The organism is Amycolatopsis pithecellobii, from assembly GCF_009707865.1.
GTDB lineage: Bacteria > Actinomycetota > Actinomycetes > Mycobacteriales > Pseudonocardiaceae > Amycolatopsis_E > Amycolatopsis_E pithecellobii.
On sequence record NZ_WMBA01000048.1, the window covers coordinates 24323 to 42661 of the forward strand.

The following is an 18339-nucleotide window of genomic DNA, read 5'->3' on the forward strand; positions in this document are numbered from 1 at the left end:
TGGACTACACAGTGAGAGGTATCCGCAGATGACTTCGGTCACCGCCGACGACGCCGGCAAAGCAACCTTGATGCGGCTTCCCGAGCATATGCTGACGGCGGCACTGCTGCGTTACTTCGATATCACCTGTGTCGCCAGCGAGCGGCTGGGCGGCGAAATCGACCAGAACTTCAAGGTCATCGATCCGAATGGGCAGAGCTATTTCGTCCGTGTGACCCGGGCCGAGCCCTCGTCGGTCGATCTCGCCTGGCAAAACACCCTGTTGCGGCATCTTGCCAGGACCGTGCCGGAACTACCGGTTCCCCGCCTTGTCAGGACTGCGTCGGGCGATGACCAGGTTGATCTTTCCTACGCCGGAAAGTCCTATGTCGTCCGCGTGATGAGCTGGTTGCGTGGCCGCCCGCTGGTCGAAATCCCGCACCATCCGACAAACCTGTTACGCGATCTCGGCACCATGGCGGGCCGCATGCACCTGGGCCTGTCGGGCCTGGCCCGGCCGGACGGACTGGCCGGTCATGACTGGGACGTGTTACGCGGCCGCGAGATCATCGACAGCTCGATCTCGTTCGTCGACGATCGGACGGACGCGGCACACGTCGGCGAAATCATGACGTGGTTCGATGATATCCGGGCGGGCCTGCCGAACCTGCCTCATTGCGTTGTGCACCACGACCTCAACGATGCCAACGTACTCGCGGACCTGGACGAAAACGGCGTCCTGCGGATCAGTGGAATGGTCGACGTCGGCGACGCCATGTACAGCGTCCGCGCCGTCGAGGTCGCCATCGCGGCCGGGTATGCGATGCTTCGCAAAGACGACCCGTTGGCCGCCGCCGCCGAGGTGGTGGCCGGTTTCCACGCTGTCGTGCCGCTCACCGCGGAGGAACTCGCCGCGGTCTATCCGTTGGCGGCCACCCGACTGTGCATGAATGCCGTGACCTGGTATCGCCGGGTGGCGGAGTCGGGATCGGAGTACGGGCGCAGCCGCTCGCGGCATGTCTGGCCCGCCATCCGGAAACTCACCCGGACTCCGCCCGACCTCGCCGAAGCCATTTTCCGGGCCGCATGCGCATTGCCTCCGGAAATGGTGGAAGGGGTGAAAACCGCGGGCCAGGCGATCGCGTCCTCCCTCCGCCCCGCGCTCGACCTCGACGCGACGCCGGCGGCCGATATCTATGATGATCTCGACTGGACCGATCAGGCCGGGCTACGGGCGGCGGTCCGGAGCCGGCTGGACGGAAGCCCGGGCGTACTGGCGCATCTGGACGCATCCCTCGTATGGTCCGGTCCCGGTGCCGGCGGATTGAAGGAGCCGGCCACGGCCAGGCTGGGCACGACGGTGCTCCTCGATGAAGGCACGGAAGTCCGCGTCCCGATCCACGGCGTCGTCGAACACACCGCGGCCGAAGACCGTCCGCTGGTGTTGCGTCATGACATAGACGGCGCCGAGCTTTACACCTGCTGGTGGAATCTGGAGTGTGCGCACCGGATCGGCGACGAACTGGCGACGGGTGCCCGGATCGGGGTCGTCGGTCCGCACCCGGTCGAGCCAGGTTTCGGGCCAGGCGTCCAGATACAACTTCTGGCCTCGGCACAGATCGCCACCTGGCCACCGCCGCGCCGGATCCGGCCGTCTCAGCGAGCGGCGTGGGAACAACTTTCGGCCGACCCGGTACCAATGCCGGGCGAAATCCCCGGGAAGCCGGCCGCGGCGACCTTACCGGAATCCGGCACCGTGCGGCTTCGGGCCAGCCCCATGAATTTCGTGCGTGGCCGGGATGTCTGGCTGTTCGATGGAGACGGGCTGGCGTACCTTGATGCGCTGAGCGACGTCGCGCCCGTGGGGCATGCCGAACCACGGATCACTGCCGCGGCAACTCGCCAGATGCGCAAACTCGCCACCGGCAGCGGGTTCGTGTCCCCGCAGGTTTCCGGTTATGTCAAAAAACTGGTGGCGACCTTGCCCGCACCGCTCGAAGTCGTCTTTCTTGTCCGTTCCGGCAGTGAGGCCAACGAACTCGCCGTGCGGATGGCCCGGCAGGTCACCGGGCGCGAAAATGTTGTCGCCGTCGAGGGCTCGTCTCGTGGGGGTATCTCACGGTACGCGACACACGAGGTTCGGATACCTGACCGCTATCGCGGTCCCTACGGCTATGGCGATCCGGGCGCGGGCTCGAAATACGCAAGCGAAGCCGCTGCCGTCATCGAACGAATCGACGCGGACGGCCGTCGGCCCGCGGCCTTCATCGGTGAGCCGCTGATGGGCGAGGCGGGCACCGTCGTTCTCCCGGAGGGCTATCTTGCCGACGTGTACGACGCGGCCCGGAAGGCGGGCGCGCTCTGTGTCTCCGACGAAGTCCAGACGGGCGTCGGGCGGCTGGGACCGTGGTGGGGATTCGAAAGCCAGAATGTGGTACCCGACATCGTCACGATGGGGGAATCCCTGGGAAACGGCCATCCGTTGGGCGCTGTCGTCACCACCCGGGAAATCGCCGAGGAATTCGGCCGCACTATCGATTGCTTCTCCACTTTCAGCGGGAATCCTGTCTCGTGTGCCATCGGCGAGGCGGTGCTCGACATCGTCGACGGCGACGGTTTGCGGCAGAATGCGGTGGAAGTAGGTGACTATTTCGCGTACGCACTGCGCGAGCTTCAGCACCGGCAGCCGCTGATCGGGGAAGTACGTGCGCGCGGCTTGTATCTCGGTGTCGAACTCGTCCGCGACCGCGAGACCAAGAAGCCGGCGCGCCGCGAGGCGTCAGTCGCCGCCCAACTGGCCCGTAACCACCATGGAGTGATGGTTTTCCCGGCGGGTGTGCGGGAAAACGTGCTCACCATCAAGCCACCCCTGACCTTCCGCCGGGACCATGTCGATATCTACGTGGAGACTCTCGATCAGGTCTTGTCACGGCCTGAGCTTTCCGCCCGTCCGAGTGAGGAGTTTTGATGGCCACCAACCTGAACATGTTCATCGCCGGCGAAGCCTGTCCATCGGCATCCGGTGCAACGGAATCTGTCGTGAACCCGGCCGACGGTGAAGTCGTCGCCACGGTTCCGCTTGGCGGCAAGGAGGACGTCGACCGGGCCGTGTCGGCCGCGGAAAATGCCTTCTGGGACTGGGCCGAGACGTCGCCGGCCGAGCGGGCGAAGGCATTGCTGACGCTCGCCGACCGGCTCGAAGCCAACGCCGACGAATTCGCGTCGCTGGAATCGACCAATGTCGGAAAGCCCTTGCACATCGCTCGCGAGGAGGTCGATTTCGCGGTCGACAACTTCCGTTTCTTCGCGGGCGCCGCCCGGGTTCTCGAGGGTAAGGCCGCCGGCGAGTACTCGCCGACCCACACCAGTTTTCTCCGGCGTGACCCGCTCGGTGTCGTCGGCAGTATCGCCGCATGGAATTTCCCGTTGGTACTGGCGACGTGGAAGATCGGGCCCGCACTGGTGACCGGCAACACACTCGTTCTCAAACCGAGTGAACAAACCCCGCTCACCGCCCTCAAGCTGGCCGAACTCGCCGCCGACCTGTTTCCCGCGGGCGTGTTCAACGTGGTCACCGGGCACGGCGGCACCGTGGGGGAGGCGATCACGACTCATCCCCGGATCCGGATGACCTCGCTCACCGGTGACTCGGCCACGGGCAAGCGCGTCGCCGTGGCCGCCGGCGCAAACCTCAAACGCCTCGCCCTCGAACTGGGTGGCAAAGCACCGGTTCTCGTTTTCGAGGACGCAGACATCGAACTCGCGATACGCAAGATCGTCGAAGGCGGATACGGCAATTCCGGGCAGGACTGCATGGCCGCGTCCCGCGTTTACGTGGCGGCCTCCATTCACGATGACTTCGCGGCCGAGTTGGCCAAAGCCGTCGGCAACGTGGCCATGGGCGACCCGAAACTGGCCACGACCGAGATGGGGCCCGTCATATCGGAGCAGCACCGCGACCGTGTCGCGCGATTCGTGGAACGCGCCGTGGCGGCGGGCGACGGTGAGCTCACCGTCGGTGGTCCCGCCGAGGGTCCCGGCTTCTGGTACAAGCCGTCGCTGATCGTCGATGCTCCGCAGCACTCCGAGATCGTGCAACGAGAGGTGTTCGGACCGGTTGTCACCACCACGCCTTTCGCCGACGAAGCGCAAGCGTTCGAGTGGGCCAACGACATCGAATACGGGCTCGCCTCCTCGGTGTTCACGGCGAGCGTGTCCCGTGCCATGCGAGCGGCCCGGCGCCTGCAGTTCGGCACCGTGTGGATCAACGAGCACGCCCCGATCGTGCCGGAGATGCCCCACGGCGGCTTCAAGCAGTCCGGCTACGGCAACGACATGTCGGCGTATTCGCTCGAGGGCTACACCGAGATCAAGCACGTGATGATCAACCTTGTCGAGGGCTGAGGCCTTTTTCCGCCAATGTGAAGGATGACGATGATGGACCATTCCGCCGGCGGTCGCACGCTCGTGGTGAATATGTTCCGGACCCGTTCCGGTGTCTCCGCGGCACAGTTCGCGGAGTTCTCGGCCAAAGTGGACCAACCGCTTTGCCTCGCGCACACCGGTGTGGTCAAACGATTCGACGCCTACGTGGTGACCGGCGCGACGGCCGAGGCGCTGGACGCGGATGTCGTCGAGTTCCTGGAGGTCAGCGACTGGGATGACTGGGTGCGGATCCGGGACAACGACCCGTCGCTGCGTCCTGTCATGTCCGGCTTCGACGAACTGGTCGATCCGGCCTCCGTGCGTTCGTCTTTCGTCACTGCGATACCGAAGGTGCACTGATCATGTCTGAAAACGGAACCAGGGCCTACGACGCGATTGTCGTCGGTGCCGGTCACAATGGTCTGATCACGGCGAACTATCTTGCCCGGGCGGGCCGCCGTGTCCTCGTGCTCGAGGCCCGCGATGTGGTCGGTGGTGCGTGTGTCACCGAAGAACTCATCCCCGGCGCCCAGTGGTCTTCCTGCGCGTTCATCGCGGGCCTGCTCCGGCCGGAGCTCCTGCGGGACCTGGAGCTGGAGAGATACGGGCTCGAGTTGTACCAGAACGACGCACTCGAGGTCGGTATCTTCCCGGACGGCAGTCACCTGTTCCTCTGGAAGGACATGGACCGCACCCTCAAGGAGCTGGCCAAGTTCAGCGAGGCCGACGCCAAGTCGTTCCTGGATTTCGGCCTTCACGTCAAGCAGTTCGCGTCCATTATCACGCCGTTTCTCATGCGACCTCCGACCAGCCGCTCCGAGGTCATGCGCGCTTTCGAAGAGGCAGGCGCAGAGGGACTTTTCGACGAGTTCGTGCTGTCCTCGATCAAGGACCTTCTTGATCGCTACTTCGAGTCCGGCAACATCAAGGGACTGTTCACCTTCTTCGGCATGGTATCGATCTGGGGTGGCCCGTCGACCCCGGGCACGGCAGGTGTGTACGGACACCATTCGGTCGGCGAATTCAAGGGTCACCTCGGCCAATGGGGCCTGGTCAAGGGCGGGATGGGCGGCATCACGGGAGCGATCGCGAAGTCGGCCGAGGCCCACGGCGCGGTCATCCGGGTCAGTTCGCCCGTGGCGGAGGTGCTGGTGTCACGCGGTCGCACCACCGGGGTACGGCTGCAGTCGGGCGAAATCTTCCATGCGCCCGTAGTCGTATCGAACGCCGATCCGTTGCGCTCGCTCGACCTGCTGCCCAGCGGAGCGCTGAAGCCCGCGGTCAGGAAGTCGATCGGCCAGTTCGACTACCGCGGTTCCATGGCGCGAATTCATCTGCTTATCGATGAACTTCCCGAGTACATCGGCTTTCCCCCTGGCCGCGGTCCCCAGCACGAAGCCCAGCAGATCATGAACGCCTCGGTGGAAGCGTTCGAGCTGGCGTGGGAAGCTCAACGGCGCGGTGAACTACCGGACGAATTCGTGGTCGAAGCGATGATCCAGTCCACGACCGATCCGACTCTCGCGCCCCCCGGCAAACACACGATGACCCTTGGCGTACTGCAGATTCCCTACGAACTCGCCGGTACCACCTGGGACGAAAAACGTGACGAGTTCGCCGACGCGGTTCTCGAGACGGTGTTCCGTTACGCGCCGAATCTCCGCGAGCATATTCTGGACCGGGTCGTGCTCACCCCGCTGGACCTGGAACGCGAATATCACCTGACCGGTGGCAACATCTTCCACGGAGCAATGTACTTCGACCAGCTCTTCGGCAACCGGCCGATTCCCGCGCTGGCCGACTACCGGACTCCGGTCGGCGGTTACTATCTCTGCGGTTCGGGTACCCACCCCGGCGGCGGTGTCATGGGCGCGAACGGGCACAACGCGGCGAAAACGGTGCTGGACGACCTTGACGGCTCCGGAACCGTCCCATCGGCGCCGGTCACGGCCAAGCTTCACCGGGGCTTGCCCGATCGTGTCATGGGCAGCAAGTACGGTCGCGAATTGGGCTATCGGGTCGCACGCCAGCCCGCGCTCCGCCAGGTCGTCAAATTCTTCACCCGCAGTTCGCAACTTGGCTCGAAGGCCGAGCGGCATGACTGAGCAATACTACGACCATTTCATCGGCGGGGATTGGCGTCCACCGGCGACAGGTGAATACTTCGACAGCTTCAACCCGGCAACGGGCCGGCCGTGGTACCGGGCCGCACGGGGCAACCACGTGGACGTCGCCGATGCCGTCGTCGCGGCGCGGAACGCCTTTTCGGACGGGATCTGGCCCCGGCTCACCCCGACCAAACGCGGAAAGCTGCTCAGGCGCCTCGGCGACCTGATCGAGGAGAACGCCGAAGAACTGGCCCGCAAGGAGTCGCTCGACAACGGCAAGCTCCTGCGGGAAATGCTGGGCCAGGTCAAAACGCTGCCCGAGTACTATCACTACTTCGGCGGCCTGGCCGACAAGGTCAACGGTGAACTGCTGAACACACTGGATCCGGCGATCCTCAACTACACACGCAGGGAACCGCTCGGGGTGATCGGCGCGATCACCCCCTGGAATTCGCCGTTGTTGCTGACCACCACGAAGGTCGCGCCCGCACTCGCGGCAGGAAACACCGTGGTGGTCAAACCGTCCGAACACACCGCCGCCTCCGTGCTCGCCCTGGCGCAACTGTTCGATCAGGCGGGATTTCCACCCGGTGTCATCAACATCGTCACCGGTTACGGAACCGAGGCCGGCGCACCACTGGTCCGGAATCCGGGAGTCGCCAAGATCGCCTTTACCGGCAGTACCGCGACCGGCCGTGCTATCGCCCGGGAAGCGGGCAGCCGGCTCGCGGGCGTGGCGCTGGAGCTGGGTGGAAAATCGCCCAATATCGTCTTCGCGGATGCGGACCTGGACAACGCGGCGACCGGCATCGTGGCGGGGATCTTCGCGGCCGGCGGGCAGAGCTGTATCGCGGGTTCACGAGTTTTCCTTCAGGATTCGATCTACGACGAGGTATTGGCGAAGGTGGTCGATCGCGCGAAGTCGATTCGCATCGGCGATCCGCTGGAGGCGACCACCGAACTCGGGCCCCTTGCGCTCAGGGAACAGGTCGAGAAGGTCGAACGCTACGTCGAACTGGGCCTGCGGGAGGGTGGCGATCTCCTGCTGGGGGGTGCCCGGCCCGTCGGACAGGGCGACGGGTGGTTCTATCAGCCGACGATTTTCACCGGGGTCGAGAATACGCACACCATTTGCCAGGAGGAAATCTTCGGTCCGGTGATGGCGGCCCTGCGTTTCACCACGGAAGACGAGGTCGTCCGGCAGGCGAATGACACCGAATTCGGTCTCGCCGCCGGAGTATGGACATCGGATCTCGGGCGTGCCCACCGGATGGCGGAATCACTGGAGTGCGGAACGATATGGGTCAACACTTACCGGGCGATGTCACCGCTGTCCCCGCGTGCGGGTTTCAAGCAGAGCGGCATGGGAGTCGAGAACGGCCCGTCGGTACTGAACGAGTACTGCCACCCCAAGAGTGTCTGGGTCAACCTGGATCAGGGCCGGATGGAAGATCCGTTCGTACTGCGTACCTGAGTTTCTTGCACAGAAAGGAGTGCGGGCACCCATGCCCCCAGAGCCCACGGTGCGGACCGAACACGGCCCGCTGACCGGAATTCGTGTCATCGAACTCGGCTCCGTGGTGGCCGGTCCGTTTGCGACCCGGCTGCTCGCCGACTACGGCGCCGACGTGATCAAGGTGGAGGCGCCCGATCGTCCCGACCCGTTACGAACCTGGGGCCAGGAAGCCTATCGCGACCACCACCTTTGGTGGACCGTGCAGGCACGGAACAAGCGCTGTATCACGTTGGATCTTCGTTCGCCGGACGGCCAGAATCTGTTCCTCGAACTCGCACGGATGGCCGACGTGGTGGTCGAGAATTTCCGGCCGGGAACAATGGAGAAATGGAATCTGGGTTACCCCACGTTATCGGGGGTGAACAAGGGGCTCGTCCTGGTCCGGGTCTCGGGGTTCGGGCAGACGGGCCCGTACAGCGAGCGACCTGGATACGCATCCGTGGCCGAGGCGATGGGGGGCTTGCGGGCGATCAACGGATATCCGGGACAGGCGCCACCACGAATGGCCATCTCCCTGGGCGACTCACTCGGGGGCCTGTTCGCCGCGCTCGGTGCCGTGACAGCGCTGCAGCACCGGTCGAGGACAGGCCTGGGGCAGGTCGTCGATGTCTCGCTGGCTGAATCCTGCCTCGCGCTGACCGAATCCATGATCCCGGAATTCGATCGTCTCGGCCGTATCCGCCGGCCTTCGGGTACGCGACTGGACGGCATCGCGCCGTCGAATCTGTTCAAAACGGCGGACGGAGTCTGGATCATCGTCGCGGCCAATCAGGACACGGTTTTCCGGCGGCTGTGCCGGGCCATGGCCCGCCCGGAACTGGCGGACGATCCCCGGTTCGCGACGCATGTGGACCGCGGGCGGAACCAGGACCTTGTCGAGGGAATCGTCGCGGAGTGGGTGGCCGGGCACGACGCGGCCACCGTGCAACGGCTGCTCGATGATGCCGACGTCGTCGCCGGTCCGTTGTGGACGGCGGAGGAAATCGTTTCCGACCCGCACTTCCGTGCCAGGGAGATGCTGGTCCCCCATTACGACGAGAGAGTCGGCGAGAACGTGCTCGGGCCCGGTGTCGTCCCGAAGTTCTCGGCGTCTCCGGGGTCCGTACGCTGGGCCGGCCCCGCCGAACCCGGTTACCACAACGCCGAGGTATTCAGCGAGATTCTCGCTTCGACGCCGGAAGGCGTGGACCAGAAGGAGTGCCATTGAGCGGCTTTCCCTTGTCCCTTCCCGCTGCCATCAATCTCAGAGAGGTGGGGCCCAGGGATGGCCTGCAGATCGAAAAACCCATTCCGACCGCTGACAAACTGCGCCTCCTCGAAAGCCTTGTCGCTGCCGGTCTGCGGAGAATCGAAGCGACCGCGTTCGTGTCGCCCCGTGCCGTCCCAGCCATGGCCGACGCCGACCAGGTCGCCGCCGAGCTTCATCGATGGCCCGAGATCGAATGGTCGGCGCTCGTCGCGAACTCACGGGGAGCCGACCGCGCGATCGACGCCGGCATCACGAATCTGGAATACGTCGTCTCGGCCGCCGACGGCCACAGTCAGGCGAATGCCGGCCGTTCGACGCGGGAGGCCACCGACGCGATACCCGAGATCGTGGCAGCGGTGCAGAAGGTCGGGGGCCAGTGTGAGGTGATCGTTGCCACCGCGTGGGACTGTCCCTTCGACGGGCCAACCAGCCCGGCGAGAGTGCACGAGGTCGTCGGGCACGCACACGAATCGGGTGTCGATCGAGTCTGCTTGGCCGACACGATCGGGACGGCGACTCCCACGCGAATTGTGGAGCTCGTGGAATCGGTGCGCGAGCGGGTGGCATCGACTCCGATCGGTCTGCACATGCACAACACCCGCGGCGCCGGGCTCGCCGGCATCCTTGCCGCGATGCAGGTGGGAATCGTGGACATCGACGCCTCGATCGGCGGTCTCGGCGGATGCCCGTTCGCACCGGGTGCGAGTGGAAACGTTGCCACTGAAGAGCTTGTGTACCTCTGCCAGGACATGGCCGTCGAAACGGGCGTAAACCTCGAACTCCTGCTGCGGGCCGCCACAGCCGCCGAAAACGCGGTCGGCCGCACGCTGCCCAGTAATCTGTTGAAAGCAGGCGACCGCGCGCGTGTGCCACCTCCTCGCCCAGCCGGCAGGCTTGTGTGACAGGCCAAGGTGCGCCGCCCCGGCGGACGGTTTCCTCGATCGGCGTAGGTGCTGATGTGCTCGAACAAGCCGGACCGATACGAATGCGCACTCCCCTTGGTTGATGAGGGGGCGCGGCGTCGCCCCGGTGTTCGGGACGCCGCCGCGTCGCTCCCTGTGTGATGCCTGCTAGCGGCCGTCGAACTCGAACGGCCGCTTCTCGCGGAAGGCGGCGACCGCGCCGTGGAAGTCCTGCGAGGCGAACTGGGTCGCCTGCAGATCCATCTCGAGCGCGAGCGACTCGCGCAGCCCCATTCCACCGCTCCGGGCGAGTCCCGCCTTGATCGCAGCCATCGCCAGCGGTGGCCCGTCGGCGAGACTTCCGGCCAACTCGTCCGCCCGTTGCTCAAGCCGATCGGACGCAACCACCTCGTCCACGGCGCCAATCCGCAGCGCCTCCTCGGCTCCGACGACCCGGCCCGTCATCAACAGCTCACGGGCCCGTTGGTGGCCGACGCGCCGCACCAGGGTGTACAGGCTGCCCACATCACTGGCCAGGCCGATGCGAACGAACGCCTCGCAGAACGTCGCCTTCTCGGACGCCACGATGAAGTCACAGGCCCGCGCGAGATTCGCGCCACCGCCGAACGCGGCACCATCGACGGCCGCCACCACCGGCTTGGGCAGCTCGGCGAGATCGGCGAACCCGGCGTTCAGCTCCCGAAGCAGCCGCTGCGCGGTCCGCGCGTCGGCCAGACCCGGTACCTGTTCGAGATCGAGGCCGGCGCAGAAGACCCGGCCGGCACTCCTGAGCACCACGGCACGGACCGCCCGGTCATCGGACAGTGCCCGGACAGCGGCCGACATGCAGCGCCCGAACTCCGTGTCCTCAGTGGACAGACCACCCTGGGCTCCGATCGTGATCCGTCCGAGCCGGCCTTCCACCGACCACCGGACTGACGACGAATTCTCCTCGGACACCGGGACCCCTTTCTCATTCTGCCTATTGCAGGCCTGTCGTATATCGCATTGACATCGGTCGCGGAACATGTTTGGCTTTCGATCGATCGATCGATCGAAGATCATGCCGATATCGGCAATATCTCTCACACGATTTCACCAGCTCGAACCGGGAGGGCCTGTGCCGCCGTACGACCAGTTCTTCATCGAGGGCTCCTGGGTGCCCGCGATCGGCTCGGAGCGTCTGGAGGTGGAAAACCCGGCCACGGAAGAAACCATCACCACGGTGCGGATGGGCAGTGCCGGGGATGTCGGTGCAGCTGTGTCCGCGGCGCGCCGTGCCCTTCCGGGCTGGGCCACGACCACACCGGAGCAACGGAAGGCCCATCTCGTCGCGTTGCGGGACGCACTGGGCGCGCGACAGCAGTCCCTCGCCGAAACGATCACCGCCGACCTTGGTTGCCCGATCCGCCTGACGACGCGGATTCAGGCCGCCCTGCCGGTCCAGGTCCTGTCCGACTACTGCGATCTGCTCGACAGCCATCGGTTCACCGAAACCGTCCGCAACTCCACCATCGTCCACGAACCGGTCGGAGTCGTCGCCGCGATCACGCCGTGGAACTATCCCCTCTACCAGATCCTCTGCAAGATCGCTCCTGCTCTCGCCGCGGGCTGCACGGTCGTGTTGAAGCCGAGCGAGGTGACCCCGCTCGTGGTGTGGCAGCTGTTCGAGGCCGTCGCGGAGGCGGGCCTGCCCCCCGGCGTGCTCAACTTCGTGCTCGGCCGCGGCCCTGAGGTCGGTGAGGCGCTGGTCGACCATCCGGACGTCGACATGGTCTCGTTCACCGGATCGACGGCGGTGGGCCGGCACATCGGTGGCCTGTGCGGAGCGCGCGTACGGCCGGTGGCGCTGGAACTGGGCGGCAAGTCGGCCAACATCATTCTCGAAGACGCCGATCTCGCCACCGCGGTAAAGGTCGGGGTGGCGAATGCATTCCTCAACAGCGGTCAGACGTGCAGCGCCTGGAGCCGCATGTTGGTGCCGGCAAGCCGCTACGCCGAGGCCGTTGACATGGCCGAGGCCGCCGCGTCGCGAACGACGGTCGGCGACCCCACCGAGGAGACGACCCGGATGGGACCGGTTGCGTCCGGGCCGCAGCGGAAACGCGTGGTGGATTTCATCGAAACCGCTGTTGCCGAAGGAGCCCGGCTGATCACTGGCGGAACGGCTCGACCGGCTGACCTGCCGACCGGGCACTACGTCGCGCCCACGGTGCTCGCCGATGTGGATCCGGAGAGCACACTGGCTCAGGAAGAGGTGTTCGGGCCCGTGCTCGCGGTCATCCCCTTCGACGACGACCACCACGCTGTCGCGATCGCCAACAACTCGCGGTACGGCCTCGCCGGCGGTGTGTGGTCGGCCGACCGGGACCGGGCCCTCGCCGTCGCCGGGCGACTCCAAGCCGGGTCGATCGACATCAACGGCGCAGCATACAACTCGAGGGCACCGTTCGGCGGATACAAGCAGTCCGGCCTCGGGCGCGAGCTGGGCGTCGCAGGCCTGGAAGAGTTCCTGCAGGCCAAGGCGATCCAGCAGTAGGCCCGACGCCCGTGACGGCGCTGTGCCCGCGGAGACCGAGCCGGTCAGCGGGCACAGCGCCGTCACGCCGGCCTTTCGTATCAATTCGCCGTGCCCGACGGTGGTAGGGATGCGCACCTGGATGAGGTCGCCGGTGACCAGGGCATTGAGCCTCGCTGTGGTGGCACGGACGGCTCCAGTGCCGACAACGCCCTCTTCGAGTCGTTCAACGTCACCCTCAACCGCGAAATCCTCCAAGACCCCTCGACCTGATCCGCCGAACCGGCACAAGAACCGCAGCCGCAATTGTTCAGCCGGGATCGGACACCGGCTTCGGATCGGGCCTGTCGACGTTGGGGACAGGGCTCGGCGCGGTCTGACGTGACCGCGTCAGCACAATCGCCACCCCACCGAGTGCCGACAACACAGCAACGAGCCCGGCGATGTAGAACGGGCTGCCTCCGCCTGCTGTGAGCAATGCGGTGGCGACAACCGGCGCCAGCCCCGCGCCCAGAGTAGCCGCTGCCTGGTAGCTCAACGAGGTTCCAGTGTAGCGGACTCGAGTCGGGAACTGCTCGCCCAGCCAGGCGGCCAGCGGTCCGCTCATCGCCCCCACGACGACCGGGTTGATGATTGCCACCGCAACGATCAGCCCGCCTACCGTGGCCCCTTGAAGAAGCCAGAAGAACGGCCAGGCGAGGACAACCCCCAGCGCCGCACCGAGAAGCAACACCGGCTTGCGACCCACCTTGTCAGACAATATCGCGGTGGCGGTCAGGATGACGATCAGCGCCGCATTCCCCGCCGAGACCGTCGTCAGTACCAGGGAGCGGTCGAGCCCGGCCGAGACCGAGTAGGTCACCACGAACGTGGAGACCATGGATTGCAGGAACAGCGGCGCGATCGATCCGAGCATCCCCATGACGACCTGGAACGGATAGCGCCCCAGTACCGCGATGACCGGTGCCCGCTCACTGCGCACCGCGGAATCCGCGACGACCGCCGCGAACTGGGGAGATTCGGTGACCCGGCGTCGCAAATAAAGTGCCACGACGAAGAGAACGATGCCCAGGAGAAAGGGCACCCGCCATCCCCACGTCAGGAATTCCTTCCCCGTCAAGGCTGCGACCAAGGCGGTCACCAGACTGGCGAGCACGATCCCTGCCGGTCCACCCGCCGAGACCAGGCTAGTCACGAAGCCGCGCCGGTCGGGTCGCGCATGCTCCATCGAGGTCAATACAGCCCCGCTCCACTCGCCACCGAGCGCGATGCCCTGAACGAGGCGGAGCGTGACGAGTATGACCGCAGCCCAGGAACCCACCTGTGCAGATGTGGGAAGCAAGCCCATCAGAACGGTGCTGGACCCGATCAGTGCCATCGTGATCACCAGCATGCGCTTTCGGCCGTAGCGATCACCGAAGTGACCGAAGATCAGACCTCCCAGCGGTCGAGCGGCGAACCCGACCGCGAGTGAGCCGAACGACAGGTACGTCGCTGCCAGCGGATCGAGTCCGGTGAAGAAGAGCTTGGGGAACACGAGGGCCGCGGCGGTCCCGTAGATGACGAACTCGTAGAACTCCAGAACCGACCCGACAGTGCTCGCCATGACCGCTCGCCGTCTGGCCACCGGATCGACAGCATGCATTTCCGATAGTTGTGTCATTCCGCTCATGCCACACCTCTCTGTGTGGGTCGGATGGATCCGAGAAAACGCTGCTATTGTTTGTCGCCGCCGACCAGATCGATATCCAGGTGGCCACCCGCCAGAACCACCGCCACAGCGCCGGGTGGGATGACGATGTTCGCTCCCTCTTCGTAGACGACTGCGGGCCCTTGCACTTTGTCGCCCTCGCGAAGAGAGCCTCGCTCCACGAACGCGGTCAAGTGGCCGCCATCGGAGGTGAAGTGAACAAGCCGCTCCTCACTTTGCCCCGCTCCGCCATAAGACGGAACCGAGGCCAGACGCACCTGGGGTAGCGCGCGTCGTACACCGACGGAGACACCAACGGCCTCCACCACAGAGTCGGAATGATCGTGCCGATAACGTATGCGATGCTCGGCCTCGAAAGACTGGCGGAAATACTTCATGTCGTCGGGGTCGATACGCAGTCCGAACCGAGGGGCCGGAATGTGCAATGTGTGCTCTTGCCCCTGATACCGCAGGGCCAGCGCGTAGTCGAATACCGGATCACCTGCGGCGCCGACATGGTCATCTACTACGCTCGTCAAGTTCGCACCGATTTCACGAAGACGCGCATTGACCGTGGCACAGTCGAAATCGTCCAAAGATTCGTGGACTATGTCAGCGCGGTCGAAGCGGATATCGGCGTTCAGCATTCCCAGCGCCGAGAAGTGGCCAGGACACACGGGAATGATCACCCGCGGCACACCGACCTCCATCGCGACGTCACAGGCGTGAAGTGGCCCCGCACCCCCGAACCCGACCATCGTCAGCAGTTGCGGGTCGCGGCCCCTGACAACCGACTGCCTGCGTACGACCTCGGCCATGGAGAGATTCGCGAGCCGCAGCACCCCGAGCGCAAGCCGCAGAGGATCCATATTCACCTTGTCGGCGACGCGCTCCACGGCTGCGGCTGCGAGTTCGGGGTGGATCTCGATGCTGCCCAGAAAGAAGTCGCGCTGCAGGCGTCCACAATATACGTTCGCGTCGGTGACGGTGAGGTCAATTCCTCCGTTCCCGTAGCAAGCAGGTCCGGGATCCGCACCCGCCGAGCGCGGCCCGACGCGCAGGCGACCGCTCTCGTCCACCCAAGCGATGGATCCTCCGCCCGCCCCTACCTCGACAATGTCCACGCAGGGTGCCTGAACCGGGTATCCAGTCGCATAACCTACCGGCCACGAGACATCGATCGAACCGAAGTTTCCGTTTTCGACCAACGCAGATTTCGCGGTCGTGCCGCCCATGTCAAAGGAGATCACATGATCGAGCGCCAGCGCTTGGGCCACGTCACGAGTTCCGAGGACACCCCCGACCGGCCCGGACTCAAGGAGCCTGACAGGGAATTGTTTGACCGCGGGTATTGAGAGAGCTCCCCCGTTGGAATCCAGGACCACGAATGCCGCACGAAAGTCCATGTCGCCGAGCGCTTGTTCGATTGCCGTGAAGTATCGGTCGATGACCGGCCCGACGTAGGCATTAGCCACACTTGTGCTGAAACGCTCGTACTCGCGCCAGACCCTGCTCACCCTCGAAGAGGTCGTGATGTAGATACCGGGTAGTTCGGCGGCGAGCGCGGCGGCCATCTCTTCCTCGTGATGAGGAAAGGCATAGGAATTCAGGAAGGCAATGGCGACAGCTTCGACCTCGTCGTTCCGCAGTCGCTCGGCGAGTTCGCTGATGGAGCCGGTGGGTAAGGCGCGCACCACGTTACCGGAGGCATCGACTCGCTCGTCCACCTCGTAGACCAGATGTCGCGGGACAAGTGGTTCGTCGCGACGGTAGAAGATGTTGAAGTTTTCGGCCCGATTGCCGAGCCCCATCAGGTAGACGTCACGAAACCCCAGTGTCGTGACGAGCGCCAGCTTCGCCCCCCGGCGCTCGACCAGCGCATTGATGACCAGGGTGGTTCCGTGAACAAGGACATCGATTTCGTCGAGGGCCGTGCCGGACTGCGATATCGCGGCGACGACGCCTTCCTCCTCGCGGTGAGGCGTCGTCAGAGTCTTACCGATTCGCAGTCGTCCGTTGACGTCAACCACGGCGACGTCTGTGAACGTCCCTCCGATGTCGACTCCCATCCGCGCGGCGCTCTGGGTTTCATCCCGCAGAGGCTCCGTCGTCATTCGGTTTCTTCCTTTCACGCTGGGGTCGGTCAGAGCTTCGTGACGAAGCCGTCGCGCAAGTCAGCAGCATGTGCGGCCGGGTCCCGGTCGGCGGGCGGGCCCCAGCCTCCGCCACCGGCGCTTCGAATGCGGACTCGACTTCCGGCGGGAAGCGCGACCGATGAGGCCTTGTTGTATGCGACCCACGTATCAGCGCCGGGAACGCAGACATCCACACCACCGGGCACGCCTGGTTCGCCACCGGCGACTCCCCAGGGTGGGTCGAGGGTCCGCTCCACGGACGTGGTCAGATAGGCATCCTCGTTCGTGGTGATCAATCGTTCGACACCACAGCCGCCGCGATACCGCCCCCGCCCCCCGGTGTCGGGCCGGTAACGGACGTGTTCCACGGTGAGTGGGAAGGAGCCTTCGAGCACTTCGACTGAAATGGACCGGTTGTCGCCATGGCTCAGCGTCCTCAATGGGCTGAAACCGTCGGCTCGAGAGCTGGCTCCCCAGCCACCGCCGGCGGTGTCGACGCTCTGCCACCACGACCCGTCGGGGCGCCTGCCGGAAAAGATGAAGCCGCCGATGGACGCGTGGTGGCCGGCGGGGGCAAGGTCCGAACTGCAGGTGCCGAAGGCTTGCAACACGAGATCGACGACCGTCGGCATCGTGCTGTTCCAGTGCCCCATGGCGGCACCCTTGCTCGCGGTCAGGATGCTTCCCGGCCGGGTGCGCACTTCCAACGGGGCGAAGAGACCCTCGTCCGTCGGATGATCAGGTGCGATCACCGACTTGTAGGCCACCCGAGCGTCCCCGACAGCAGCATTACTGTTGATGGGTGCCTCGACCTGATCCGGGACAGCAGTCAAGTCGATAATCATGCGGTCCCCGTCGATCTCGACCCGGACCGTGAACTGCAGCGGATCGGTGCCGGGGACGCCGGCATCGTCGGTACGACATGTCGCGGTGAAGGCGCCATCGGGCAGGGCAGCGACCCTGCTCCGGGCCAGCGTCGCACTCTGCCCCATCTGAGCCGACGTGAAGGCTTCGACTTCTTCACAAGTCCATCGGGACGTGATTCGCTCCTGCCACCTGCTCAGGCCCAACTGGCAGCCACCCAGTTGCGCCATCAGGTCACCACGCACGTATTCCTCGAATCGGGTGTTGGCGAGACAGGTGGCCACGTTCTCGTGGACGATCTCGCCGGCCCGCATGATCCGGAGCCCGCGATACTGGGTCCCCTCCTGATGGATGTCGCGCGCGTTCCAGCTCATCGACCCCGGCTCGAGCCCACCCACGTCGGCCCAGTGGCCCCGGATTGCGACATAGGCGATAACGCGGTCTTCCTGGAAGATGGGCGCGATCATCACCACGTTGTTGAGGTGATGGCCCTGGGCGGCCGCATAGTTCGAGACGAGGACGTCACCTGGGGCGAGGTTCTCCGCACGAACGACGCCAACGGCATCGGCAACCACCGGTCCGAGGTCGGCGACGAACGCGGGCAGGCTGAGCTCCGATTGACTCAGCAAGGCGAAGCTGTTGTCCAACAGCCCGACGACATAGTCCTTGTAGTCGTAGATCAGCGGACTGTATGCGGTCCTGGTCAGATTGAGTTCGATCTCGTCGAGTATGGAGCTGCACGCGTGTCTGAACAGCTCGATGTCCAGTTCATCGGGCACCAGCTCCCCGTCCGGGACGTCTTGAGCTCGCGTGGGCCGTCGTTGGCTCACTTCCACTCCTCATCATTTCTTCAGGGCCCACAGGAAACGACGTCCGTGCGATGCACGCATGCGTCGTCCGTGATGCCTCGAACGGCCAGGGCGCGCCGCCTCCAGCACGCCAATGCAGCGTAA

At 65.2% G+C, this 18339-nt stretch carries 13 protein-coding genes; 9 read left to right on the forward strand and 4 right to left on the reverse strand.

The window, feature by feature from the left end:
- Positions 1 to 28: 28 nt before the first annotated feature.
- The 7 genes from GKO32_RS26115 to GKO32_RS26145 are packed head-to-tail and all read left to right on the forward strand — an operon-like array spanning position 29 to position 10179.
- Complete coding sequence (locus tag GKO32_RS26115; protein WP_154759550.1) at positions 29 to 2947, forward strand: aminotransferase class III-fold pyridoxal phosphate-dependent enzyme; 2919 nt, start codon at positions 29 to 31, stop codon at positions 2945 to 2947.
- Positions 2947 to 4383 carry a gamma-aminobutyraldehyde dehydrogenase gene (locus GKO32_RS26120; protein ID WP_154759551.1) on the forward strand — a complete coding sequence of 479 codons (1437 nt, stop codon included), beginning with the start codon at positions 2947 to 2949 and terminating at the stop codon, positions 4381 to 4383. The genes GKO32_RS26115 and GKO32_RS26120 overlap by 1 nt, the downstream gene beginning before the upstream one ends.
- Before the next feature lie 30 nt (positions 4384 to 4413).
- Positions 4414 to 4764, forward strand: a complete 351-nt coding sequence (locus tag GKO32_RS26125; RefSeq protein ID WP_154759552.1) for a RedY/HapK family protein — start codon at positions 4414 to 4416, stop codon at positions 4762 to 4764.
- 2 nt (positions 4765 to 4766) lie between these two features.
- Positions 4767 to 6509 (forward strand): phytoene desaturase family protein, encoded by a 1743-nt coding sequence (locus GKO32_RS26130; protein WP_154759553.1) that lies wholly within the window; start codon positions 4767 to 4769, stop codon positions 6507 to 6509.
- The gene (locus GKO32_RS26135; protein WP_154759554.1) at positions 6502 to 7986 is read left to right on the forward strand and encodes an aldehyde dehydrogenase; all 1485 of its coding nucleotides are present in this window, start codon (positions 6502 to 6504) and stop codon (positions 7984 to 7986) included. Before GKO32_RS26130 ends, GKO32_RS26135 begins: the two co-directional genes overlap by 8 nt.
- Positions 7987 to 8017: 31 nt before the next feature.
- Positions 8018 to 9235 (forward strand): CaiB/BaiF CoA transferase family protein, encoded by a 1218-nt coding sequence (locus GKO32_RS26140; protein WP_154759555.1) that lies wholly within the window; start codon positions 8018 to 8020, stop codon positions 9233 to 9235.
- A complete protein-coding gene (locus GKO32_RS26145; RefSeq protein WP_312868555.1) occupies positions 9226 to 10179 on the forward strand; it encodes a hydroxymethylglutaryl-CoA lyase in 954 nt (317 codons plus the stop codon). The genes GKO32_RS26140 and GKO32_RS26145 overlap by 10 nt, the downstream gene beginning before the upstream one ends.
- Before the next feature lie 168 nt (positions 10180 to 10347).
- On the opposite strand, the gene GKO32_RS26150 is transcribed toward GKO32_RS26145, so the two are convergent.
- Complete coding sequence (locus tag GKO32_RS26150) at positions 10348 to 11139, reverse strand: enoyl-CoA hydratase/isomerase family protein (RefSeq protein WP_166459736.1); 792 nt, start codon at positions 11137 to 11139, stop codon at positions 10348 to 10350.
- Positions 11140 to 11299: 160 nt separating this feature from the next.
- Between GKO32_RS26150 and GKO32_RS26155 the strand changes: the two genes are divergently transcribed.
- Together GKO32_RS26155 and GKO32_RS26160 are read left to right on the forward strand one after the other, a co-directional pair.
- The gene (locus GKO32_RS26155; protein WP_312868556.1) at positions 11300 to 12718 is read left to right on the forward strand and encodes an aldehyde dehydrogenase family protein; all 1419 of its coding nucleotides are present in this window, start codon (positions 11300 to 11302) and stop codon (positions 12716 to 12718) included.
- A gap of 90 nt (positions 12719 to 12808) precedes the next feature.
- Positions 12809 to 12970: a hypothetical protein gene (locus tag GKO32_RS26160; protein ID WP_154759559.1), complete on the forward strand. Its 162-nt coding sequence runs from the start codon at positions 12809 to 12811 to the stop codon at positions 12968 to 12970.
- Between the two features lie 37 nt (positions 12971 to 13007).
- Here the strand turns inward: GKO32_RS26160 and GKO32_RS26165 are convergent, their stop codons facing one another.
- The 3 genes from GKO32_RS26165 to GKO32_RS26175 are packed head-to-tail and all read right to left on the reverse strand — an operon-like array spanning position 13008 to position 18216.
- Entirely contained in the window at positions 13008 to 14369 is a 1362-nt protein-coding gene (locus GKO32_RS26165; protein WP_154759560.1) for an MFS transporter, read from the reverse strand.
- 44 nt (positions 14370 to 14413) lie between these two features.
- On the reverse strand, positions 14414 to 16501 hold the full coding sequence (locus GKO32_RS26170) for a hydantoinase/oxoprolinase family protein (protein ID WP_154759561.1): 2088 nt from the start codon (positions 16499 to 16501) through the stop codon (positions 14414 to 14416).
- A 29-nt stretch (positions 16502 to 16530) separates the two neighbouring features.
- On the reverse strand, positions 16531 to 18216 hold the full coding sequence (locus GKO32_RS26175) for a hydantoinase B/oxoprolinase family protein (RefSeq protein WP_154759562.1): 1686 nt from the start codon (positions 18214 to 18216) through the stop codon (positions 16531 to 16533).
- Between the last annotated feature and the right edge of the window lie 123 nt (positions 18217 to 18339).

Excerpts from the sequence above, each read along its gene's own strand:
- GKO32_RS26115 (WP_154759550.1), top strand. The coding sequence starts at position 29 with ATGACTTCGGTCACCGCCGACGACGCCGGCAAAGCAACCTTGATGCGG.
- GKO32_RS26120 (WP_154759551.1), top strand. The coding sequence starts at position 2,947 with ATGGCCACCAACCTGAACATGTTCATCGCCGGCGAAGCCTGTCCATCG.
- GKO32_RS26125 (WP_154759552.1), top strand. The coding sequence starts at position 4,414 with ATGATGGACCATTCCGCCGGCGGTCGCACGCTCGTGGTGAATATGTTC.
- GKO32_RS26130 (WP_154759553.1), top strand. The coding sequence starts at position 4,767 with ATGTCTGAAAACGGAACCAGGGCCTACGACGCGATTGTCGTCGGTGCC.
- GKO32_RS26135 (WP_154759554.1), top strand. The coding sequence starts at position 6,502 with ATGACTGAGCAATACTACGACCATTTCATCGGCGGGGATTGGCGTCCA.
- GKO32_RS26140 (WP_154759555.1), top strand. The coding sequence starts at position 8,018 with ATGCCCCCAGAGCCCACGGTGCGGACCGAACACGGCCCGCTGACCGGA.
- GKO32_RS26165 (WP_154759560.1), bottom strand. The coding sequence starts at position 14,369 with ATGAGCGGAATGACACAACTATCGGAAATGCATGCTGTCGATCCGGTG.
- GKO32_RS26170 (WP_154759561.1), bottom strand. The coding sequence starts at position 16,501 with ATGACGACGGAGCCTCTGCGGGATGAAACCCAGAGCGCCGCGCGGATG.